Source organism: Limosilactobacillus vaginalis DSM 5837 = ATCC 49540 (assembly GCF_000159435.1).
Lineage (GTDB): Bacteria > Bacillota > Bacilli > Lactobacillales > Lactobacillaceae > Limosilactobacillus > Limosilactobacillus vaginalis.
In genome coordinates this window covers 466880-490377 of sequence record NZ_GG693412.1, presented here as the reverse complement: position 1 = coordinate 490377, position 23498 = coordinate 466880, and the positions used below count along the sequence as shown (strand labels likewise).

Here is a 23498-nt window from a genome sequence, read left to right as displayed (position 1 = left end):
TATTCAAGATTTAAATCAGCCCGGCAAAGTTATCTTAGGGGTTTCTGGTTCTAATTCAGTTAAAAACGTGGCAAAGTATGCACCGAAAGCACGAGTTCTCCAACTTTCAGACTACGCTCAAGCAATGACGGCCTTAAAGTCTAAGCAAGGAGATGCATTAACCACAGATAACGGGATCCTTTACGGGATGGCAAGTGAAAATCCTAGTTATGAAGTTGTTGGTGGCAATTTTACTAAGGAGCCTTACGGAATCGCGGTAAACAAGAACCAAGCGCCATTCAGAAACAAGTTGAATTGGGCGTTAGAACGACTTGAAAAAAACGGAACCTATAACCGGCTTCTTCTAAAATGGTTTGGTAACGTTAAAGGGTTTAATTATCAGGAGATGAAGCGTTAAATGTTAGATATTATTACAACACAGTGGCATCCCCTACTCAGCGGTCTGTGGAACACCATTCTTTGTAGTTTAATCGCACTTGTTGGGAGCTTAATAATTGGAACATTCTTTGCTCTGCTAGAGATTTCTAAGTATCGAATTGTTCGTTTGATCGGGAGTATCTATGTTGAAGTTTTTCGGAATATTCCTTTATTGGTAATTGCAATGGGCTTCTTCCTCATTATTCCCATGTACATCACTAAAATAAGCGGTTTTGCTGCCGGAACAATTGGTTTAACTCTCTATACTTCCGCCTTCATCGCTGAAACTGTTCGGGCAGGAATCAATTCAGTCGAGGGTGGTCAATTAGAAGGTGCCCTTGCCAATGGACTAACTCACGGTCAAGCAATGCGTTACATCATCCTTCCGCAGGCATTTAGAGTTGTTATTCCGCCACTAGGCAACCAATTCATTAACTTGGTCAAGAACTCTTCTGTCCTTGCCTTTGTAGCCGGTTTTGACTTAATGTATGAAGGAAATCTGATTGCAAATGACACCCTCCAAACAATGCCAACTTACTTCATTGTTGGTGTCCTTTACCTGATTATTACCTTACCTCTCAGCTACTATATGCGTCACCTGGAAAAGAAGCTAGCATAGGGAGGTGGATAATATGCAAAACTTTATTGATGCCTACTCATGGGTTAATATTCGTTTCTTACTTCAAGGATTAGGAATTACCATCGAAATCTCGGTTGCCTCAATTATCTGTAGTTTCATCATCGGAACTTTGCTAGGAATTATCCGGTATGCCAAGATTAAGTACGTTTCGGCAATTGTTGGTTTCATTATTGACTTAATTCGAAACCTTCCACTACTGCTGATCATCTTCTTTACTTACTTTGGCCTACCAAATATTGGAGTTAAGCCCGAAATTATTCCGGCTGCTATTATGGCGCTAACCGTTTTTGAATCCTCAATGGTTGCTGAAATTGTTCGTTCGGGAATCAATTCAATCGACTATGCCCAAACTGAAGGAGCACTTGCCAACGGTCTTACTAAGTGGCAGGCTCTCCGACTAATCGTTCTGCCACAAGCAATTAAAAACATGCTTCCGGCACTTGTTAGCCAGTTTATTTCACTGGTTAAGGATACCTCACTGGCAACAATTATTGTCTTACCAGAATTGATGTACCATGCTCAAATTATTTATGGTCAAAATACCAACTACATCATTCCAATGTTTGTCGCTTTGGCCGTTCTGTACTTTATTGTTTGTTACTCTCTGTCCCTTCTTGCTCGTTACCTTGATAAGCATCTGGCATAGGAAAAGAGTAACAGTATAAATAAACAAAATGATCCAGCCCTTAGCTAAGAGCTGGATCATTTTTATTTATCCTTAATATTGAATTGAGTAACCAAAATGTTGGTGTTCACCCGTTAAGCGTTTAACATGACGTTCCATAACTTTTCTACGAGTACCAAACATCATCCAAACGCTAAAGCCACCAAAAATCACAAAGAGGATTAACAGTGCCCACCAATCACCAGGAACCAAATCACCAGTAAGTTTAGTAGTTCCCGTTGCCAAGAAGCTAAACCAGTCGAGACTAAAGTGCATTAGCATCGTTAACCATAGTTGTCCTGTATAAACGTAGACAACTGCTAAAAATAGTCCCAGAAGGAAAGCTACACCAATTTGATAGAACGTTAAATCAGCTCTTTGTCCGCCTAAGTTAATCAAGTGTGCAAAGCCGAATAAGATTGAACTTGTAAGGAGTGCTAACGGCAGTCGCTGCTTAACATTCCGCCATGCGTAAAAGAGAACTCCAAGCATTGCAAAGCGAAATAGGCTTTCTTCCGCTAGTCCCGCTTCAAATGCCTGGCATGTTAGCTTAAAGAATCCCCCCTTAGGCAAATGATTGATCGCCATCATATTACTGCCTAACGGAACAACAAAAATTGCGATCATCAACAAGAGGATCCACCAATTAAAGTCCCCACTCCAGTTTGGCTTTAGCCCAGGCCATGACAAATGCCAGGCACGCATCACCGTTGTGGCAAAAATAAAGTAGGCAACTGCACCAACCGCTCCAGTTGCTAGTAAGGTCGATAGTTTTTGATTGTCAATTAAATCAAATGGTAAAGATGTAAACGGAACAATCACAATCTGAAACATCCAAATCACAAAAATAAACCGCTCAATACTTAATTCCATTTGTCCACCAATAACACTAGCAAAGGGCGCGTACATTACGAAATAATACAAAATCATGATTGATACTACTCCCCGAGATGGCATGTGAAGTACCGTAATAATTTCCCGGGTAATAACCCCCCACGCAAACGTTAAAATTATTGGCTGAGCTAGGCCCTGAAGCCAACAGTTAACCCTACTGATAATTGGGGGAACATTCTCCCATAGTTCCTCAGAAAGGCCTATTCCGAGGATAATTACCATCCATAACAATTGCAGCCAAATATTACGGCCAAGTTCAAAGTTACGAATCATCATCATCATTAAAATAATTAAAGTCGCACCAATTTGAACTCGATACCAGATTTTTAAATAGTCTCTTCCAGTCATCGAGATTCCTCCAAATAAATAATTGCTTATACCGTTCGATCATACCAAATTAAACAAACTAGTTTAAGCATTTATTTAAAAATAAAAGAGAACTGATGAAAATTCCTCTCAGTTCTCTTCTTCACCTATTCGTTTTTACCAGCAGCAACTGGTTCTTTTTTAACGGTTTGTTTCTTATGACCGTTATGTTTCCGTTGTTGATGGTTCTTCCGGTTGTTACTGTTATTCTTTTCGTGATTAGCTTTCTTTTTATTATTGTTTGGTTGACGATAATGATGGTTTTCGTAATGACGATCGCCATTTAAAATCGTAACCATTGGAATAATCACTGGACGCCGACCTGTTCGCGCATAAAGGAGCTTCTGTAAACGACTAATAATCGTCCGGTTAAGTGCTCGCCGATCCACGTGCTTATGATTCTTAAAGGTATTCAAGATTGCCCAAAAGACTTCATGGTTCGCAGCCTTAATTAGTTCTTGAGATTCATGCATGTAGACAAATCCCCGGGAAACAATATCAGGTCCAGCAACAATTTGGTAATCTTTCAAATCAACAACCGCAACAGCAGTCACAACCCCTTCTTCAGAAAGAAGGCGACGTTCGTGAATTTCAGGATTACCAACAGTATCACCAGCATCACGCCCATCAATGTACACGTCAGCAGCACTATCAATGTGATCCGCAATTCGTGCAGAATCCTTGGTTAATGCTAAAACATCACCATTAGCTAAGATAAAACTATTCTTTTGCGGCACGCCAGTCATTTCTGCTAACTTGGTGTGAATCTTCTGCATCCGGTATTCACCGTGAACTGGAGCAAAGAACTTTGGCTTCATTAACCGCAACATAAACTCTTCGTCAATCTGACCACCATGTCCAGAGGTGTGGATATTATTAACGTAACCATGAATAACGTTCGCACCATCTTCTTCAAGCTTGTTAATTAAAGCATTAACACTAGTAGTATTACCAGGAATTGGGTTACTTGAGAAGACAACCGTATCACCGGGTTGAATGGTGATTTGCCGGTGAGTACCGTTGGCGATCCGGCTCAGAGCTGCCATTGGTTCACCCTGAGAACCAGTACACATAATTAAAACCTTTTCCGGTGGATAATTATTAATTTCATTCTGATCAATTAATGAATCCTTGGGAATATTAAGGTAACCTAGTTCTTGACCAGCTGTAATGGCATTTTCCATACTCCGACCAAAGACAGCGATCTTTCGTCCTTGGGCGATCGCTGCATCTGAAGCTTCACGTAGCCGATAAACATTGGAAGCAAATGAAGCAAAGATGATTCGGCCCTTAATCCGTTCAAAGATCCGCCGAATATGAATGTCGACCCACCGTTCAGACTTAGTAAATTGTGGTCGCTCAGCATTAGTACTGTCAGATGTCAGAAGAAGAACACCATCATCACCAAGTTTGGCCATCTGTTGAAGGTTTGGCCCTGGCAAGTGACCAACTGGAGTTAAATCAAACTTAAAGTCACCGGTTTGAACGATTGTCCCTTGAGGTGTATGAACGGCTACTCCTAAAGTATCAGGGATTGAGTGAGTAGTCCGGAAAAAGCTAACCCACAATTTTTTGAAATGGACTTCATCAAATTCGTTGATTTCATGAAGCTCTGCATCACGTAACAGGTGCTTTTCTTCAAGTTTTCCCTTAATTAAGGACATTGCAAATGGTCCCGCATAGATTGGCGCATTTACTTTCTGCAAGAAGAATGGCAAGCCACCAATGTGATCTTCGTGACCGTGAGTGATAAAGATTCCCTTAATCTTATCTTTGTTTTCAATTAGGTAATCATAATTCTGAATTACGTAGTCAACCCCAAGGAGTTCATCTTCAGGGAAAAGCACACCACAGTCAATAATAATTATTTCGTCTTGGAATTGAACACAGTACATGTTCTTACCAATTTCGCCTAAGCCACCCATTGCATAAAAGGCAACTTCATTATTCTTGATATCTAATTTTGACATAATACCTTTCTTATACCTTTCTATTTTTCTTAAATTCTACTTAGATTTAAACAATAACGGAAAATTGTAAGCCAAAAGACCCGCTTCTCAGGTAAAGGAACGGTTTTATCAATTGGTGATTCAGTTTTATATTTTATATCCGTACTTAAAACTAATAATATTTTAACATAAATTGTTTTTTTCTGCTATTATCCAAGAATCAAAAAAATTACCCAGAAATAATATAAAATGACCTCCCTAAATCAAATAAGGAGATCATTTTATTATCATCTTTAAATGTCTGATTTTATTATGCTCGCCAGGGACTTGCTAGAGTTAGCGTTCTGGGCAGCATAGTCGAGATGCGTTCGCCCTAACTGTAAGTTCTAGGCGGCATAGTCGAAATGTGTTCGCCCTAACCTTCCTCGAGCTAAAGACCTCCACCTCCGACGATGAAACGTCGTTCGGTGGAGAAATCGTTAGCCACCGGAAGGTTTTAACGGACTCACACTCTTTTTTTCCTAATCCTCCTTTGGCAATTGTTGTTCTTCCTTTTGCCAAAGCTTTTCTAATGGAACAATGGGTTGTCCTTCTTGATTAAACTTTACGTCGGTTAACTCGCTGAGGACTTCCTCATATGCGGGTTTGCAAAGACGTTCGCTAATTTCAGCAAGTTCTTCTGCACCATGGTAGGAATTTTCCTTCAGAACGTGGTTTATCGTTCCCATAACCTCATTTGAAGCCTTGGCCCCCATAATTTCAAGACTCTTTAATCGGTATTGATGAATATAAAAAGCAATAAATGTTTTCAAAGCTGCTTCCTTAGCTGCTTGATTATCTAGCTCATCATAGCGCAATCCTACTTCTGCCAATCTAATCGCTTTCCTTTCTTAGTTTACCGTAGAATACATAGCTATTATTTCTACCATAACACAAACCGCTAATATTCGTTAGTTATTCACTTTTTCGAAGGTGTAACTCAGTTTTACCGTCCTCAATGGTTGCATAAACCTCAGTATTTGGATTTTCGGCAATCTTTCCCAGTATAATTTCACCCTTGCCTGAACCAGTTTGCTCAACACTCAATTTTTGGTTAAAGATAAACTCCCTGAATAGCTTAACAGCTTCTCGGCGTTCCTGCTCTTTCTTAACCGCTACAGCAAGCGTATATCCCTGATCAAGGAAAAACTTAATCGTACAAACCCGATAAAGAATGTTAATTGAATATAAGTGATTCTGGTTCTTTTCCCCTTGTTCTGAGTTAATGTATCCCTTCTTCTCCCAATAACGAATTTGACTCGGTGACACTCCCGTCATTTCCACTAATTGGGACATCGTAATCCTTAAGTTGCTCTGCTTAATCATTTTACGAAACCGATCTGCTAGTAAAATATCCATCAAATTCCTCCAACCATTTAATTCACGGTTTATTATCTTAAAGTTAGTTATTTTTGTCAAATAATTTGACAATGATATTAGATAGTTTTATATTAGCTTGTATTGATTTAAAAACGAAAAGAGGTATTTAGTGTGGATCAACAATCTGTTCCAGTAGATATTAACAATAAGCCATACAACAGAAGCCTAATGGTTCTCGTCTTATTAATCGGTGCCTTTTGTACTATTTTAAACCAGACCATTCTTTCAACTGCTTTTCCAGCTTTAATGAAGGCTTTTAATATCAGTACGTCAACGGTTCAATGGCTAACCACTGGTTTCTTAATGGTTAACGGGATCATGATCCCAATCAGTGCATACTTAAGTAGTCGCTTTAACACTAAAGGACTATTTGTCATTGCAATGTCAATTTTCGAACTAGGAACAATTATGTCCTGGCTTGCCCCATCCTTCGCTGTTCTTTTAAGCGGAAGATTAATTCAAGCAATTGGTGTAGGAATCAACATGCCATTAATGCAAAATATTATGCTGACAATCTATCCACCTGAAAAGCGTGGTGCCGCGATGGGAATCAACGGGTTGGTTATTGGCTTAGCTCCTGCAATCGGGCCAACACTTTCTGGATGGGTCATCGATAACTTTAGCTGGCGGTGGCTTTTTGGCATGATTGTACCAATTGCTGCGATTGTAATTATTGCCAGTTTATTCTTGGTTAAAAACGTTATTCCAAATCAGAAGCCTCACCTTGACTGGTTGTCTGTCGGTATCTCTACCGCTGGATTTGGTAGTATGCTTTACGGTTTCTCCAGTGTTGGTAATGATGGTTGGACTGATCCGATTGTCTTAACAACTATTATTATCGGAATTATTTTAGTTGTTTTCCTCGTTATTCGCCAAAACAAACTAGATGAACCATTTTTAGAGTTCAAGGTTTTCAAGAGTAATGAATTCACCCTAGCAACCATCTTGAGTTCCATTGTAATGATGGCAATGGTTGGGGTTGAGTTGGTTATCCCGCTATACCTTCAAATCATTCACGGAATGTCTGCTTTCCATTCAGGACTAACACTTCTCTTTGGTGCCCTTTTCATGGGGGTTATGAGCCCAATCACGGGAAACCTATTCGATCGCCATGGTGCAAGACGGTTAGCGATTACCGGGATGTTCATTCTTTCTGTTGGCACAATTCCGTTCGCCTTTATTACCCGTGATACGCCAATTATTTACATCGTCTTCTTATATGCAGTTCGAATGTTTGGAATCTCAATGGTAATGATGCCGGTAACTACTGCCGGGATGAACTCTTTGCCATACCTTTTAATTTCACACGGGACAGCCGTAAATAATACTTTACGGCAGGTCGCTACTTCTGTGGGAACGGCAATTATGATCTCAGTTTTAACCAACGTTACGAACTGTAATAAGCCTAATCATTCATTACTTAAAGCCGCTCCACTGCAATATAAGTCACAAATGTTTGATGCAACTTTAATGGGATACCATTCAACATTTTGGTTTGCAATTGCCTTTGCATTGATTGGCCTTTGCTTAACTTTCTTTGTAACAAGCGGTACAGGAATCCATGTAAAAATTGATGCAAACGATATTCAAGGAAAGGAGGATCCTAAATGATTATTGTCTTAATGTTTGGTTCCGCGCTTGCGCTATTCGCCTGCGTGATGTTTATTAATCAACGTCTAGCAAGGATCGTTGGTACCCTTATTTTCGGGATTCTCTTTGTCGGCTCAACTGCTTTAATGACGTTAAATTACAGTCAGCATTTCGGGATGAAAAAGGTAACAACGACGACCCGCCAAACTGTTTATTCAGCAGCTAGTCCCCTTCCAATTGCTATTTACCAACCAGTTGGAACTAGCGGCCAAGAAAATGTCCTAATTTATAAGACTCACCAAAATCAAAAGAATGCTGCTCATACTCAAGCAAACGAATACACGACAAGTAAAATGAAATTTACAAATCGAACTGCGCCAGAATTAAAAACAACCGAAACACGGTGGCAATTTAAGAACAGCTTTTACAAGGGTCTCTTTCTGTGGTCAGGAATGAACGGGACATTAATCAAACGGACTAACGTAATTGAATACCCACACACATTTGTTAAGCTGACTCCTGCGCAGGCTAAACGTCTTCAAAAAAGGATGACTAATACTGATAACTCACAGATTCAAGTTCAAGCAAAGAGCTTCGTAACTGCGAAGGTTAAAGCTGCAATGATAAAGCAACCAAATATGAATGCTCAACAGATTCATCAAATATCACAACAGGCTGAGCAAGAATTCCTCGCTCAATTAATTAGGAAAAATTAGGTACAAATGGTAAAAGAGACCGCTAAAAAGCGTTTTGCTTTTTTGGCGGTCTCTTTTTGGTTATCCACTTAGCGAGATAACCTCATTTTATTTTCTTATCAGGAATTTCATTTATTTCCCGGGAAAATGTTAATTGCTTTAAGGTAAAAGGATCCTTAAATGATAGTTTAGTTGCCCAAAGTGCTTGGTGCTGGTACTTAGAAGTATCACCACCATAAAGATGATCACCGATCAACGGGTGATTAATTGAAGCTAGATGAACTCGTATCTGGTGGGTGCGCCCTGTATGCAAACGAACTCGCAATTTAGTCCAGTCTGCACCTTCCTCTTCTACCCAATACTCAGTTACTGCACGTTGACCATCTTCAGCAATAACTCGCTGAACCTGTCCTTCACGACGAGCAATTGGCTTATCAATAATGTCATGCTCCTTATCAAAGATTCCTGATACAAATGCCGTGTATTCCTTTAACATCTGGTGCTGCTGAACCTGTTGACTAATCATGCTTGATGCCACATGGTGCTTAGCAATTAAAAGCAAGCCGCCTGTATAACGATCAAGTCGAGTAATTAAATGCGGTCGTTGGTCAGCTGACTTTTCTTCAACCAAGTAGTGGACTGCACGATTAAGGACAGTTCCATTGTCAACTGTAGGGCCAGGAATTGACGTTACCCCTGCAGGCTTATCAATTACTAGCCAATTATCGTCCTCATAAACAATATTAAGCGGGGCATCACTCAATTTTACCGATAAGTCACGCAACTCCGGTTGAGCAATTATAGTTAATGGCTGGTTAGGCAATATCTTCGTCGTTGGTCGAACTTTTCGGTGATCAACCAAAAATTTTCCCTGACCATTCTTTAAATCATTGAAAAGGCGGTGTCCCATTCCCAATGATTGAAGAAACTTTTTAATTTTAATCGGTTGGGCACCTTGATATTGCCAAGTGTTTTCCATTTTTACCTCCAAAATTGTTTCAGGATATAAAGAAAGAAGCTGGAAATTAACTTTCTCGGAGGGACGGTTGACTAACCTAGAACGATGAATGATGATGAAATCATCAGAATCGTTCGTAGCCGAATAGGCTTGCTTCGCTTCGCTGCGTTAGGCTCGAGTCCCTCAGTTAATTTCCGCGATTAGACTCTATAGGTTCGGAGAGTGCTAAATATGGAAAGAGGATGAGAAAAAACGCCTAGTTTTTTCTCATCCTCTTTCTTTATTTACTATGACGGTCCGTACGAGACTCGAACTCGTGATCTCATCCGTGACAGGGATGCGTCCTAAACCAACTAGACCAACGGACCATTTGACAACAAATAAAAGTATACGAAACTTCCCCTCAGGTGTCAACAACTTTTTTAATTTCCTTTTTCTTCTTCATCAGCCATAAATACCTTATAATAGTTATTAGCATTCTATTGAGGAGGATACTATGGAATCCCTATATAAACGATTGTCATCATGGTGGGTTAAATACGCGCGACCAATAAAGATTGTCTTTGTAATTTCGGTCATTATCTTTGTCGTACATGCCCTAACCAGCTTTTTCAAAACCGTTGATTGGCACCGGGTTGGTACAGGGTTAAGCAATTTAACATGGTCAAACATTTTAATTCTGCTTATTTTTGGTTGTATCGCAGTTGTTCCAATGCTGGGGTATGATTTTGCAATTGTTAAATTTCTTCCTGGAAAGTTCAAGCGATCATACATTATTCGCTGTGGCTGGATTACAAACACGCTCACAAATATTGCTGGTTTTGGTGGTGTCCTTGGCGCAACAATGCGTGCTTATTTTTACCGTAAGCACGCCAACAAAAAAGATATTTTATTAGCAATTTCTAAGATCGCTGTTTTCCTTTTGTCAGGACTTTCGGTACTTTGCTGGGTTGCCTTATCCTTTATGTTTATCTTCCATCAGGGAGGTCACTTTAACCAGTATGCACTTTGGCTTGTTGCTGGTGGTCTTTACTTCCCTGTTGTTTTTTACTTTACCCTAATTAACAATAACCGGTTATTTAAGGACGTTACCCCAAAAATTGAGGGACTTCTAGTCGGCAGTTCAACTTGCGAATGGCTATTTGTTGCTCTTTTCTTCCTGCTAGTCGGTTGGTGCTTAGGGGTTCGTCACAACCTAGCATCAGTTTTACCCCTATACGTAGTTGCTCAGCTGCTTGGGGTTATTTCCATGATTCCCGGTGCCCTCGGTTCCTTCGATGTCATGATGATGTTTGAATTGTCATTAATGGGAGTTTCTAAGCCGACAATTATTATTTGGCTACTCCTCTTCCGAATTTTCTATTATATCGTGCCGTTAATTGTCGCCGGAGTTCTCTTTCTTCACGATTTAGCTCGGCAAGTTAATGACTTCTTTGATGGTCTGCCATTAGTCATCATTCAAAATACTGCTCACTTTCTAATCACAGCATTCATGTACATTTCTGGAATCTTGATGCTGCTTGCCGCTGCGGTTCCTGACATTACAGCCGATAACAAGCTCTTTGCTCGACTTTATCCGTTTACTTTCTTTTTTATCCATCAATTATCCACAGTGCTATTCGCCATTGCCATGTTAGCTTGTGCCCGGGGATTAGCATCAAAGGTTCAAAAGGCTTACTGGCCGACACTCGCCTTATTACTAATCGGGATTATCAGTACCTGGTGGAATTTAAGAACAATGAGCTTAACCATTTACCTTGCCATTGTTCTGGTTCTTATTCTCCTTTCAAAGCGGGAACTCTACCGTGCAAAGCTTCAATACTCAATTAGTAAATTTGCAACCGATCTTTTGATTTTTGCCGGAAGTTGTATTCTTTACGTTATTGTAGGGGTCCTTAACGCTCCCCAATATATCCGGTCACACAAGATTCCAAACTTCTTCCTTTTTCCGGGTGAAAAAGTTTGGTTCTCCGGCTTGATTGGCCTACTGCTTGGATTAATTCTCCTGGTTTTAATCCTCCGTTACTTCTGTTCTGGCGCTGACCCGTTTGCTAACCAGCAAAAGTTTGCTGCGGATCGGGTTCATAATGTTATTGACCAGTTTGGTGGTAGTCGGACTAGTCATCTCGCCTTCTTAAAAGACAAGAACCTGTACTTCTACCAAAAGGATGATCAGGATCAACTATACTTTATGTACCGTCGAAACTATGACCGCTTAATTATTATGGGTGATCCTGTTGGTAATGCCGCTGAAATTCGACCTGCTCTTCGTCAATTTCTAACGGAAGCCGACCTCTATAATTACCAGTTAGTCTTTTATGAAGTCTCCGGTGACTTTACGATGTTACTTCATGAATTCGGCTTTGACTTCATTAAAACTGGTGAAACTGGACTGGTTCGTCTAGCAGACTTTACCTTAGCGGGAAAGCGACAACGATCACAGCGGGCGTTAATGCATAAATTTGATCGTGAAGGCTACCAATTTAACGTTGTAAAACCTCCATTTGACGACGAATTCATGCAAAAATTAAAGGCTGTTTCCGATAATTGGCTGGGAAAGCAAGTAGAGAAGGGCTTTTCCTTGGGATTCTTCTCACCAAATTACATTCAGCAAGCACCGGTCGTAACCGTTACAGATCAAGACGGCAAGATCGTTGCTTTTGCTACCTTCATGCCAACCGGGGGAAAAAAGTACCTGACCATTGATTTAATGCGGCATACCCATAGTGCTCCTTCGGGAATTATGGATAAAATATTCATTAGTATGTTCCTGTATGGTCAAGAACACGGTTACGAATATTTTGACCTCGGAATGGCCCCATTATCAAATGTGGGTGAATCACAATTTAGTTTTCTTGGTGAAAAGGCCGCCCACTTTATCTACGAATACGGCTACCACCTGTATGGGTTCCAAGGACTTCGCCGGTATAAAAATAAGTATGCTGACGTTTGGGAGTCCCGATACACCGCATTCCGGAAGTGGAGTTCAATTATTAACTCAATGTTGGCTCTTGTCAGTGTCATTAACCAACGTGCAGATAAACCAGAAAAGCATATTTTCTTTTTCTGGATTACCCGTTAATTTGCCGATAATTTAGGAATGAACTATAATGATCGTGTAATCGTTTACACGGTCATTATTTTTTATTAGGAAGGCGAATATTATGGCTACCGTTTACCTATCAGCAAAATTACCAAAAGTGGCTACTGAAATATTAAATAAAGCAGCAATCCACTATGAAGTTTTTGATGGAACAGGCTTAATTTCAAAAGATGAACTGATTAAGCATGTTAAAGACTGCAAAGTATTGATTACTCCGCTATCTACCCAAGTTGATCAAGAAGTAATTGATGCTGCCCCAAAGCTTAAGCTAATTGCCAACTTTGGTGCTGGGTTTAATAACATTGATGTAAAATACGCCCGGAGTAAGGGGATCGATGTTACTAATACGCCATTTGTTTCCTCAACTGCTACTGCCGAGGTTGCTAGCGGATTAGTTATTGCCCTAATGCGAAGAATTGTTGAAGGGGATCGCGTGATGCGTTCTGTTGGTTTTGACGGCTGGGCACCACTCTTCTTCCTTGGTCACGAATTAGCCGGCAAGACTTTAGGAATTGTTGGTTTAGGAAGTATTGGTCGTGGAGTTGCGCAACGTCTCCACGCATTTAACATGAAGATTATTTACACCCAACGTCACCAAGCTGATCCAGCAACCGAAGCTCAATATTCCGCTGAATACGTTACACTTGATGAATTACTAAAACGTTCTGACGTAGTTACTCTTCACTGCCCACTAACCCCAGAAACACACCATTTAATTGATGCTCCTCAATTCGCAATGATGAAGGATTCAGCATTCCTAATTAATTGTGCTCGTGGACCCGTAATTAATGAAGCTGCTTTACTTCAGGCACTTCAGGAACATAAACTTGCTGGTGCAGCCCTTGATGTTTATGAAGCTGAACCAAATGTTGCTGACGGCTTCAAGAAACTTGATAACGTTATCTTGACACCACATATTGGCAACGCCTCATTTGAAGCTCGGGATGCAATGGCTGAAATCGTTGCTACTAATGCCGTCAACGTTTTAAATGGAGAAGCCGCTAAATATATTGTTAATAGGTAGGCTCAATAAAAATTCCCGCTAAAAGAAGCGAGGAATGGGGCTGTGACATAAGCTCTATTACTTAGATAAAGCACGAACAGCGCAGTACACAAATGAGCTCCAGTGTTCGGTAAGATCCGAACACTGGAGCTCTATTTGTGCTTGCGGGGGCGTGAAAACGAAGTCATAAATGACTTCTGTCACGCTCCCAGTCCCCGTTTTTTAATTAAATAATTATTACTTCACGTTCAAAATTGCAATAAATACAATAAAGATAAAGAAGAGTGCATACATAATCGGGTGCACTTCCTTACCTCGCTTGGCAGCAATCATGGTAAGTGGATACATAATTAACCCAAGAGCCATCCCATCTGAAATACTGTAAGTTAACGGCATCCCGATAACAATTAAGAATGCCGGAATCGCAACTTCGAGTTTTTCCCAGTGAACCCGTTTCATTGACTGAGCCATCAATACCCCAACGATAATTAAGGCTGGTGCGGTTACCTGGTTAGTAACTACTGGCAGCAATGGCGAGAAAAACATCCCCAAAATAAAGCAGATTGCCGTTACCACTGAAGTCAACCCAGAGCGACCACCAACCGCGATTCCCGCTGATGATTCAACATAGGCGCCAACTGGTGAAGTCCCTAAGATAGAACCAACTAACATCGCACTAGAGTCGGACATTAAGGCTTTCCCAACCCGTGGCATTTTATTATCCTTCATAAAGCCCGCTTGTTGAGCAAGACCAACTAATGTTCCCGCGGTATCGAAAAAGGTTACTAGCAAGAAAGTTAAAACAACAACCCAAAGCTGCACGGTATTAATATGGGAGAAGTATTCAACGCCGACGCCAAACGTTGGCTTTAAGCTTGGTGCACCCGAAATAACGTGGTGTGGCATTGGAATCAGCCCGGTAATTAATCCCACAATTGCGGTTACCGCCATTCCAATAAAGATTGCTCCCGGAACTTTTTTAACCATCAAAATTGAGGTAACAATTAGGCCAATGATCGTTAACCAGGTAGTTGGGGTAGTAAATGAACCAAGACAAACAACGGTCGACTTGTTAGCGACAATTAAACCACCCTGGTGAAGTCCTAAAAAGGCAATAAATAAACCAATTCCACTAGAAATTGCAAACTTCAAATCACTTGGAATCGCGTCAATAATTACTTCACGTAACTTAAAGATGGTAATGAGGATAAAGATCAATGAAGCAACAAAGACAGCAGCTAAGGCAGTCTGCCAGTTAACTCCCATCCCGATAACAACGGAATATGAGAAGAAAGCGTTAATTCCAAGGGCTGGTGCAGTAGCAATCGGGTACCTTGCGTAAAGCCCCATCATTAACGTCCCGAATGCTGCGGAAAGAGCAGTTGCTGTGAATACTGCCCCCTGATTCATCCCTGCTGCTCCTAAAACATTGGGGTTAACGAACAAGATGTATGACATCGAAATAAAAGTTGTGAACCCCGCTAGAATTTCTGTGCGAATGTTCGTATTTAATTCATTAAGCTTAAAATAATTGCTAATTGTGTTCAAGAAAAAATCCTCCAAACAGTAATTACGAATAAAACAACAAATGGTATCTTATAATATTCGCATTCATCTGTAAAGAGGAATCTTAGATAAAATTTAGATATTTTGAGCAAGATAATCGTACAGCATGTCCTTCTTAATTTGCTTTGTGTCAACTCCCAAGACTTCTGCAATCTTAAAGGCATAGGCAAGCGCGGTTGCTGGGCCACGACTAGTAAGGATCTTAGCCTCTTCATCGACTACAGTAATATCTTTGTGGAAACGGGCACTCGGTACTTCCTTTTGAATTTCTTCATTCATCCCCGGATAGCAAGTGTAATCATGGTTATCTAACAAGCCATAACGAGCAAGTGCGATTGGTGCAGCACACATAGCGGCATCCCACTTGCCTTCCCGGTTACGCTGAACCATTAATCGCTTTAATTGTTCGTTATCACGAAGTCGTTTTGAGCCACCCATACCACCTGGGAAGGCAACAAGATCATACTTCAACAGCTGATCGCCCATCAACTCATCACAAGTTAATTTAATATTATGAGCACCAAGGACTTCCCGATCTTCAAGGCCAACCATTTTGGCATCAATACCAAGGCGACGCAATACATCAATCACCGTTAACCCTTCAACTTCTTCGCAACCTGGTGCAAATACGACTGCAACTTTTGGCATAACTTAAGATCTCCTTCTTCAATTCTTCATTCTAATTGTTAACTATTTTTGTTATTTCCGTCATTACCTGATCGGCTTCTGGCATCCGGTATACCGGAAAAATATGCGGTAAATCACGCCCAACGACAAACTTAACGGGCACTTTTGTATCACGGAGTTTTTTGACGAATAAGGCACTATCTGGGTACATAATCTCCCGAGTACCTACACAAACAAAAACATCCCGCATCTGACTAACATCACCATTTATTGGACTTAGCCTGTAATCATCATGCTTTTCACCTGCAGCCCACAGTTTAGCTACTCGCCGTAATCCCTTAACTGATAAGGTCACGTCATGAGCTTCATACTTGGTGATTGTCGGGTTATTCAAGTCGAGATCCAACCAGGGAGATATTAAAACTAAGTGTCCTGGTTGTGGCAAATCAGTTGCTGCACAATATTCACAGAAACCAGCGGCTAAACCGCCACCAGCAGAGTCACCCAACAGCGTAATGTTACTTACCGGAATTTGATCATAAACTTGTTGATATACCTGGGTAATTTCTCGATATGCCGTTTTAAACTGGTGCTGTGGAAGATGAGAATATAGGACAACGTAAACGCGTGCCCCTGTTTTTTGAGCTAACCGGTCAGCAAATAACCACTGCTCCTTTACAGGTGACTCAACATACGCACCCCCCGGCAAATAAATAATTGCCTTTTGCGAGCCTGACTGTTCATTTAAAACATAGGTTCTTGCCAAAGTGTTGGATAATTTTCGCAAACTGACGCTAAATGGGACCGCCGGCATCACAAAGTCTTCTTCACTTTCTTGTTGCGCTTCCGTAAGCATCTGGTGAAATTTTTGTTCATCAGTCATCCGTTGCTTAAAGCCGCTTACCTGAATTTGTAATTCAACAAATGTTGCTCGCTGTGAACGGTGTTGACCACAGCATACTAATTCACGGATACTTTGGCCAAAATTACTAGCAAGTTCAGATGCAACCTGGTGTTGAAATTTTGGTAATTTTCTCATGAGCTGTTGGGCTCCTCTTAATAATCTAGTCGAGTTTTCCCGACCTCACTATAGAAATAGTTACTCTCATCGTAACACGATTTCAGCACCCAGCTCCATTCAATTTTATTAAGTTTTGTCTTAAAATTAATTAAAAAGGAAGTAATCTTAATGCACCAAGAATCTCTTTTCGCTCAATCAAATAATAATACTCCGCTAGCTAACCGTATTCGTCCCCGAAATCTTGAAGAATTTATGGGGCAACAGCAATTAATTGGTAACGGCAAGGTTCTTCGTGATCTAATTGAACACGACCAGGTATCCTCGCTTATTTTATGGGGACCGCCTGGTGTCGGCAAAACCACGTTAGCAGAAATAATTGCCCAGCAAACGAAGTCCCATTTCATCACCTTTAGTGCTGTTACAAGCAGTATTCGTGATATCAGAAAGATTATGGAAGAGGCGGAGAAGAATCGTGAGTTTGGTGAACGAACAATTTGCTTCATCGACGAAATTCACCGTTTCAATAAAGCACAGCAAGACGCTTTTCTCCCCTTTGTTGAACGGGGAAGTATTATTTTAATTGGGGCAACAACGGAAAATCCCTCTTTTGAAATCAACTCTGCCCTGCTTAGTCGGTGCAAGGTTTTCGTCCTTAAATCATTAACAGTAAATGACATTATTGCGATCCTTAAAAGAGCAATCAACCACCCAGATGGTTTCCCCGGAATTAAGATTAGTTATAATGATGACGTTTTAACAATGATTGCAGAGTTTGCCAACGGTGATGCTCGAGTTGCCCTTAACACCCTAGAAATGGCCGTATTAAATGCTAATCACCACAACCACCAAGTAAATCTAACAATCGACAGTCTGAAGCAACTGATCAATACTAAATCATTACGCTACGATCAACACGGTGAAGAACACTACAACGTTATTTCCGCCCTTCACAAATCAATGCGCAATAGCGACGTTGACGCAGCAATTTACTGGTGTTCACGAATGATCGATGGCGGTGAAGATCCGCTCTATATTGCCCGGCGGTTAGTCCGGTTCGCCAGCGAAGATATTGGTCTCGCAGATACTAATGCATTAAATGTTGCCATTAATACTTTTCAAGCTTGCAAATTTCTCGGTGTTCCAGAATGTGACGTTCACCTAACAGAATGTGTTATCTACCTATCGCTGGCGCCCAAGTCAAATGCGGTCTATAAAGCTCGAATGACTGCCAAGAAAGTAATTAAGAAGACTGGTAATCTGCCTGTTCCGCTTCAGATTCGGAATGCACCAACAAAATTAATGAAGGATCTTCATTACGGTGCCCACTATCAATATGCCCACGATACTAAGGACAAACTAACCTCAATGAAAACAATGCCACCAGAATTGGCGGAGCAACAGTTTTATAAGCCAACAACCCAGGGACGTGAAGGACGCTTTAAGGCCCGAATGGAGCAAATTAAAGAGTGGCATCAAGAACACGATAATCAATAGCTAATGAAAGAGCGAGCGTAAAAGCATAGCCACAACCGGCTTAGTCTTTACGCTCACTCTTTTAGTTTATTTTTACAGACTGTTTTCTATTTCGGACCCACATCACAATGACCATTACTAACGAAATAGTAATGAGGGTCAATGCAGTGATTACAATGTTTCTATACCCACTGTATAAGATATGACGCATCTCGGGTAACAACGATGCCGGTAAACTACTTGCTGTTTTGGCGTTAGATAATTTATTTAGCATTCCCATTGTAATTCCATGATGGTGTTTGATTCCCTGCAACAAAGCATTATTAAGGATCACCCCATAAATTGCGGACATGAAAGTCTGACTGAGGATCCGCATTAAATACCCCATTGATGTTGCAATTGGGACATCCCGTAATTCAGCATCAGTCTGAACATTAATCTGAAGAATGTTAAAAACTAAACCAACACCGAATCCTTCAAACGCTCCAAGAATCATAATTAACCAAAACGGTGATTTCTGACCACCAAGCAACAGGCCAAGGAATGAAATAAAAATCGTTAAAGCACCTAAGCCAACAATTTCATACTTCGACCACCGATCCTGAATAAACGGGACCAGTTCAGAGCCAAGAAAATCCGTCACCGCTCCTGGGATTTGGGTCATTCCACCAAGTAACGCCGATAACCCAAGAAGTCCCTGGGCCCACATTGGGATATAAATAACAAAGGCGATAAAGGAGCCCCAAATAATCACAAAGAGCATAAAGTCGATTACCAATTCATGATTAGTAAATAACCGGTTCGGGACAATCGGGTCAGCAGCTTGCTGATCAACTTTTACCATCCACCATAATAATGCCCCGCCAATAATCATTAGACCGAGGATAACGGGAAGCGAGGCAACCCCAATTAACTGGACGGCAATCAAAATCAACATTAAGCTACTAACTAGCAACGTTGCTCCCAAGTAATCAATTGGTTTGCCGGCTGCCTGTTTATTAACGTTCTGATAAAAGATCGCAATGATCGTAATCGCAATCAACGCAATCGGAACATTAACGTAAAACACCCAATGCCAACTAAGTGCGTCAACGATCCACCCACCAAGAAGGGGGCCGATAATTGAAGCAGTCCCGAAACAAGCACTTGATAGACCAAGCACTGTGGCTCGCTTCTTAAGGTTGGTATAAATTTCGGCAAAGACAATGAATGGAATCGTGTTCATTCCACCTGCACCAATTCCCATTATTGCCCGGGCAATAATAAACCAGGTGATATTTGGAGCAAGTCCCTGAAAAATCGCCCCAATCGCAAAAAGAGAGGTTGCACTAATGTAAGCAATCTTATTTCCCTTATGCTCACCAAACTTACTCCATAATGGGGTTGCGACGGCCATCCCAAACAGGAAAATCGCTACTATCCACCCCATATACTGAAGAGCGTGCAAGTCACTGGTAATTGCTGGTAATGCCGTATTAACAATCGTCCCGTCCATTCCTGCCATGATATTAGATAACAGCAAGGCGCCCGTAACGATCGTTCGTCGTTGTTTTAATTCCAAGTTCTCGTCCCCTCCCCAGAATAAAGATAGCGGGTCCGCAGTATTCCGCTTCACCCGCTCTCTATCGAATGTTTTTTTTGACTTAATAACTAGTCATGTATTATACAAAGGGTTGAATACTAACTCAACCTCTTTTCAATTTTAAATCAACAATTAGTTAGTATTCTGAATAAATTCCCCTAACCTTTGCCAATCACGCAAAATGGTCGGCTCTAGTTTTCGACTGTACAGAACTGCAGCCGGATGATACATCGGTACTAATAAGGAATTAGTTGTTGCTAGTTCGTAGCCGCTACCATCTTTTTTGGCATGCTGAATTGGTTGATCCAACAGTCGGCCATGAAGTTTGCCAATGTTAGCTTGTGGCCCAAGCAGCCGTTGTAACGCCGTGTTGCCCAGTGGAACGATTATTTTGGGTTGTACCTGAGCAAGTTCCCAGTCAAAAAGGTTAGCAAACGCTAATACTTCCTTCTTTGTTGGGGTCCGGTTTGGCTTTTTTGTCACCTTAGCACCCGTTTTCTTATCGACAACCTCTTTAATAGAATACGGGCGCTGACGAACAACACTAGTGATATAAACGCTATCCCGATCATAACCAATCGTTGCTAACATTTTCATTAGCTCCTTACCAGAGGCACCCGAAAAGGGAATATTATGAACTTCTTCATGACGACCAGGTGCCTCGCCAACTAGCATCAAATCAGGTTTTAGTTTTCCCTGACCAGGAGTAAAGCCCGCAAGATTTCGTCCAGCAACTCGTTGGCGCACTTCAGCTAAAAGATTTTCTGGATACTGAATGATCATTTAATCACTCCCATGTTAACCATTATGCCGCCACTTTGGATCAGTGATAATTCGGGCAGCGATTAACCCTAATGGTAAGAAGACAACAATCAAGAGGGCCTTAGTAATCCAGAGGGCACCGACACTGATTGATGTTAATCCCATATTGTACATTGCCTGATACATGTACAATCCAGGAATCATAATCACGATCGAAGGAACAGTAATTGAAATCTGTGGATAATGAATTTTTCTTTTAACAATTGAAGCTAATAATCCAGCAATCAATGCACCAATAAACGCACAGGCACCCGCAGGAATACTACTATAATCAACTAATTCCAACCGAGTAGTGTTGGCAACCGCTCCAATCAATCCAGCAACTGCCGCCATTTTTGGCGTACTGTTAAACATTATTGAGAAACCAAAGACGCCACCAAAGCTCGTCACAATCCGCAATAATATTAATACCAGTGGTGGCAGAGGCATGGCTGCTAAAGTTCCCGGGCGCAGACGGACGGCCATCGCCACAATCCACCCTACTAGCGTTGCTACCACAATAATGGTTACAGCGTAGGCAAGTCGTTCGAGACCCGAGCGCATATCTAACTTAGAAATGTCTAGGCCACTAGTAATGAATGGAAAACCAGGAATAATGAAGAGCATTGCACCAATATACCCAGTTTCATGGCGTGGACTAATATGAACCAGCCATTGCATTCCGATAAAAGCAAAAAGATAAAAGAGGCAAGCAATTGCAACCCCGACGGAAACACAAGCCAGCAACGTAATATGCCGATCAATTAACTTCCGCCGGACATAGTTTCCTAAGCCTGCACCAAGAAAGCAACAGGCCATTTCAACAGGTCCGCCACCAAGTAAGAAAACGAAGCAGCTACAAGCTAACGCGGCCGCCAACCCAACCTGAATTGGCGTATAATTTCCCCGACTATGGGCAATTTTCTCAAGTCGATTATGTATTTCACCAATTGTCATTTCACTGCCATGCTCATGAAATTCGTCAATAAACCGTTCCATCTGGGATAATTTACTTGTATTAATCCCTGTGCTTGGTAATGATAATGCTTGAGTATAGCTATGGTGAGCATCCATGCAGGTGTATTCTAGTGAAACCAGTCCAATATCAGCTGAACAGGTCATTTTTAATTCACGAGCAACGATATTCATTGAGTCACGAACTCGCCAAGCCCCCGTTCCGTACGACAGCATCATTAACCCAATTCGTCCAGCAATTGCGGCCCGTTCTACTAAATTAGCTTCACCTGCTGGGGTGAAATTATCATTAGTAAAAAAGTCTTGCCACGGGATTGCCATATGGTGATGTGTCGAAATATGTTCTGCTGGTTCGAATCCCATGACTCCTTCAGTATCTTCTGCGTCACTTTTTTTCATGACTGCTTTCCTCCATCAATTCCATTCAATTTAAATTCACATAAATAATTATACCGACCTTGTCAACCACTAATTATCAAGCTGAATTTGTTTTACTCGTTGAATAAAGTCTTGTTCGTCATCACTAAGAACATACCCTTCCCGAATTACGATCGAAATATAAAATTTTTCTGGAATTGGATCAAGAATATCCAATGCTTTGATTCCTGGCTCATTTGTCGCGGCATCCTTAACCATTAGACTGATTCCCTTATTCTGCCGGACAAGTTCCTTAATCCAAGAAACATTCGGTAACCGATAAACAACAATCTGAGGCTTAATCTGGGCATAAGTACAATATGCTTGAAATGCAGATTGATGAACGTATTGCTGATTATAGTTGATAAACTTTTGCTCTGCTAATTCATTAAAATGAACGGCATCCTTTTGGGCCAATTGATTTTGCTCACTAACAATTATTCCGAACGGGCGTGTTGCTACTAACTCAGCAAAAATATCTTCCTCATTAATCGGCGCAGTCGATCCTAAAATTGCAATATCAATTTTTCCCTTCCGCAACTGATTAAGCAGATCATGGGAACCAACCGAGGTTATTCGGAGACGGGAAAGCAAGTCACCAGAAAACTCCTCAACAATTTTAGAAATATATAATTTCCCAATAATCGGTGGCAAGCCAAACCTGATCTGCTTTTTGTTAGCACGATCAATTTCCTTTCGGGTTAAATCAATCTTGTCATTAATCAGAACAGCATTTTCATAAAGAAGCAACCCACTTCGCGTAATCATTTCATCTCGGTGAAAGCGATCCTTACGAACTAATTGGGTATTAAATTCCCTTTCTAATCGTTGAATTGCTTGGGTAATGCTCGGCTGGGAAACCTTAAATTCTTTAGCAACCCGTGTGTAATTTTTATATTTAACTAACGCAACAAAATACTGTAAATCGCGGGTATTCATTTTTGTTCCTTCCTTTTTTCGATACATAATCATATCTTACGCCATAACCAAATAGAACAGCAAGCAGATAATAACGACAAGCGTAATTTATTATCTCTGAATACAAAAAAACAGACTGACGAAGCTTAATTTCGTCAGTCTGTTAGTTAATTTTCTATTCAAAAGTTTGAGTGGTTGGGCAACAGAGTCAAGAACTGCTCGCCAGGAACTTGCTAGAGATAATAGACAACAGAGCCAAAATGTGTTCGCAGGGAAGCCCCTATAGACAACAAACTCCCTCCCAGATGCTTTCAGCATCCAGTCGGGAGAAATTGTTGTCTTACGGGCCTTCTTTACCTGCTCGCACTCTATTTTAAACGTGCTTCGCTCGAGTTTCCTAGAGCTAGCAACCTCCTTCCT

20 protein-coding genes and 1 tRNA gene are annotated in these 23498 nt (G+C 41.0%); 8 read left to right on the top strand and 13 right to left on the bottom strand.

The window, feature by feature from the left end; translation table 11 throughout:
- The 3 genes from HMPREF0549_RS02150 to HMPREF0549_RS02140 form a co-directional block, all read left to right on the top strand.
- Positions 1 to 397, top strand: a 397-nt coding sequence (locus HMPREF0549_RS02150) for a transporter substrate-binding domain-containing protein (protein ID WP_003716622.1), incomplete at its 5' end; no start/stop codon positions are given.
- Positions 398 to 1036: an amino acid ABC transporter permease gene (locus HMPREF0549_RS02145; protein WP_003716621.1), complete on the top strand. Its 639-nt coding sequence runs from the start codon at positions 398 to 400 to the stop codon at positions 1034 to 1036.
- A 13-nt stretch (positions 1037 to 1049) separates the two neighbouring features.
- Positions 1050 to 1703, top strand: coding sequence for an amino acid ABC transporter permease (locus HMPREF0549_RS02140; protein ID WP_003716620.1), 654 nt, complete (start codon positions 1050 to 1052; stop codon positions 1701 to 1703).
- Between the two features lie 72 nt (positions 1704 to 1775).
- Here HMPREF0549_RS02140 and HMPREF0549_RS02135 read toward each other — a convergent pair whose 3' ends face one another.
- From HMPREF0549_RS02135 to HMPREF0549_RS02120, 4 genes are all read right to left on the bottom strand, one after another.
- Complete coding sequence (locus HMPREF0549_RS02135; RefSeq protein ID WP_003716619.1) at positions 1776 to 2963, bottom strand: CPBP family intramembrane glutamic endopeptidase; 1188 nt, start codon at positions 2961 to 2963, stop codon at positions 1776 to 1778.
- A gap of 125 nt (positions 2964 to 3088) precedes the next feature.
- Complete coding sequence (gene rnjA, locus HMPREF0549_RS02130) at positions 3089 to 4951, bottom strand: ribonuclease J1 (RefSeq protein ID WP_003716618.1); 1863 nt, start codon at positions 4949 to 4951, stop codon at positions 3089 to 3091.
- Between the two features lie 500 nt (positions 4952 to 5451).
- Entirely contained in the window at positions 5452 to 5802 is a 351-nt protein-coding gene (locus HMPREF0549_RS02125; protein WP_003716617.1) for a hypothetical protein, read from the bottom strand.
- 82 nt (positions 5803 to 5884) lie between these two features.
- Positions 5885 to 6328, bottom strand: coding sequence for a MerR family transcriptional regulator (locus tag HMPREF0549_RS02120; protein ID WP_003716616.1), 444 nt, complete (start codon positions 6326 to 6328; stop codon positions 5885 to 5887).
- Between the two features lie 189 nt (positions 6329 to 6517).
- On the opposite strand from HMPREF0549_RS02120, the gene HMPREF0549_RS02115 reads away from it, so the two are divergent.
- Both HMPREF0549_RS02115 and HMPREF0549_RS02110 read left to right on the top strand, forming a co-directional pair.
- A complete protein-coding gene (locus HMPREF0549_RS02115; RefSeq protein WP_373369915.1) occupies positions 6518 to 7960 on the top strand; it encodes an MDR family MFS transporter in 1443 nt (480 codons plus the stop codon).
- Complete coding sequence (locus HMPREF0549_RS02110; RefSeq protein ID WP_003716614.1) at positions 7957 to 8655, top strand: DUF4811 domain-containing protein; 699 nt, start codon at positions 7957 to 7959, stop codon at positions 8653 to 8655. Before HMPREF0549_RS02115 ends, HMPREF0549_RS02110 begins: the two co-directional genes overlap by 4 nt.
- An 82-nt stretch (positions 8656 to 8737) precedes the next feature.
- On the opposite strand, the gene HMPREF0549_RS02105 is transcribed toward HMPREF0549_RS02110, so the two are convergent.
- Positions 8738 to 9613 (bottom strand): RluA family pseudouridine synthase, encoded by an 876-nt coding sequence (locus HMPREF0549_RS02105; protein WP_003716613.1) that lies wholly within the window; start codon positions 9611 to 9613, stop codon positions 8738 to 8740.
- 272 nt (positions 9614 to 9885) lie between these two features.
- Positions 9886 to 9960 (bottom strand) — tRNA-Asp (locus HMPREF0549_RS02100).
- Between the two features lie 128 nt (positions 9961 to 10088).
- On the opposite strand from HMPREF0549_RS02100, the gene mprF reads away from it, so the two are divergent.
- On the top strand, positions 10089 to 12674 hold the full coding sequence (mprF, locus tag HMPREF0549_RS02095; protein WP_003716612.1) for a bifunctional lysylphosphatidylglycerol flippase/synthetase MprF: 2586 nt from the start codon (positions 10089 to 10091) through the stop codon (positions 12672 to 12674).
- A gap of 82 nt (positions 12675 to 12756) precedes the next feature.
- The gene (locus HMPREF0549_RS02090) at positions 12757 to 13719 is read left to right on the top strand and encodes a 2-hydroxyacid dehydrogenase family protein (protein WP_003716611.1); all 963 of its coding nucleotides are present in this window, start codon (positions 12757 to 12759) and stop codon (positions 13717 to 13719) included.
- 216 nt (positions 13720 to 13935) lie between these two features.
- Here the strand turns inward: HMPREF0549_RS02090 and HMPREF0549_RS02085 are convergent, their stop codons facing one another.
- The 3 genes from HMPREF0549_RS02085 to HMPREF0549_RS02075 all read right to left on the bottom strand — a co-directional run bounded on the left by HMPREF0549_RS02085 (position 13936) and on the right by HMPREF0549_RS02075 (position 16930).
- The gene (locus HMPREF0549_RS02085; RefSeq protein WP_040530768.1) at positions 13936 to 15246 is read right to left on the bottom strand and encodes an NCS2 family permease; all 1311 of its coding nucleotides are present in this window, start codon (positions 15244 to 15246) and stop codon (positions 13936 to 13938) included.
- Between the two features lie 93 nt (positions 15247 to 15339).
- Positions 15340 to 15912 carry a DJ-1 family glyoxalase III gene (locus tag HMPREF0549_RS02080; protein WP_003716609.1) on the bottom strand — a complete coding sequence of 191 codons (573 nt, stop codon included), beginning with the start codon at positions 15910 to 15912 and terminating at the stop codon, positions 15340 to 15342.
- 31 nt (positions 15913 to 15943) lie between these two features.
- A complete protein-coding gene (locus tag HMPREF0549_RS02075) occupies positions 15944 to 16930 on the bottom strand; it encodes an alpha/beta hydrolase fold domain-containing protein (RefSeq protein ID WP_003716608.1) in 987 nt (328 codons plus the stop codon).
- A 150-nt stretch (positions 16931 to 17080) separates the two neighbouring features.
- On the opposite strand from HMPREF0549_RS02075, the gene HMPREF0549_RS02070 reads away from it, so the two are divergent.
- Entirely contained in the window at positions 17081 to 18406 is a 1326-nt protein-coding gene (locus HMPREF0549_RS02070; protein ID WP_003716607.1) for a replication-associated recombination protein A, read from the top strand.
- Between the two features lie 61 nt (positions 18407 to 18467).
- Here HMPREF0549_RS02070 and HMPREF0549_RS02065 read toward each other — a convergent pair whose 3' ends face one another.
- The 4 genes from HMPREF0549_RS02065 to HMPREF0549_RS02050 form a co-directional block, all read right to left on the bottom strand.
- Complete coding sequence (locus HMPREF0549_RS02065) at positions 18468 to 19946, bottom strand: MFS transporter (protein ID WP_040530765.1); 1479 nt, start codon at positions 19944 to 19946, stop codon at positions 18468 to 18470.
- Positions 19947 to 20099: 153 nt separating this feature from the next.
- Positions 20100 to 20750 carry a uracil-DNA glycosylase gene (locus HMPREF0549_RS02060; protein ID WP_003716605.1) on the bottom strand — a complete coding sequence of 217 codons (651 nt, stop codon included), beginning with the start codon at positions 20748 to 20750 and terminating at the stop codon, positions 20100 to 20102.
- A 15-nt stretch (positions 20751 to 20765) separates the two neighbouring features.
- Entirely contained in the window at positions 20766 to 22106 is a 1341-nt protein-coding gene (locus tag HMPREF0549_RS02055; RefSeq protein ID WP_040530943.1) for a threonine/serine exporter family protein, read from the bottom strand.
- Positions 22107 to 22211: 105 nt separating this feature from the next.
- Positions 22212 to 23099, bottom strand: a complete 888-nt coding sequence (locus HMPREF0549_RS02050; RefSeq protein WP_040530762.1) for a LysR family transcriptional regulator — start codon at positions 23097 to 23099, stop codon at positions 22212 to 22214.
- Positions 23100 to 23498: the final 399 nt, after the last annotated feature.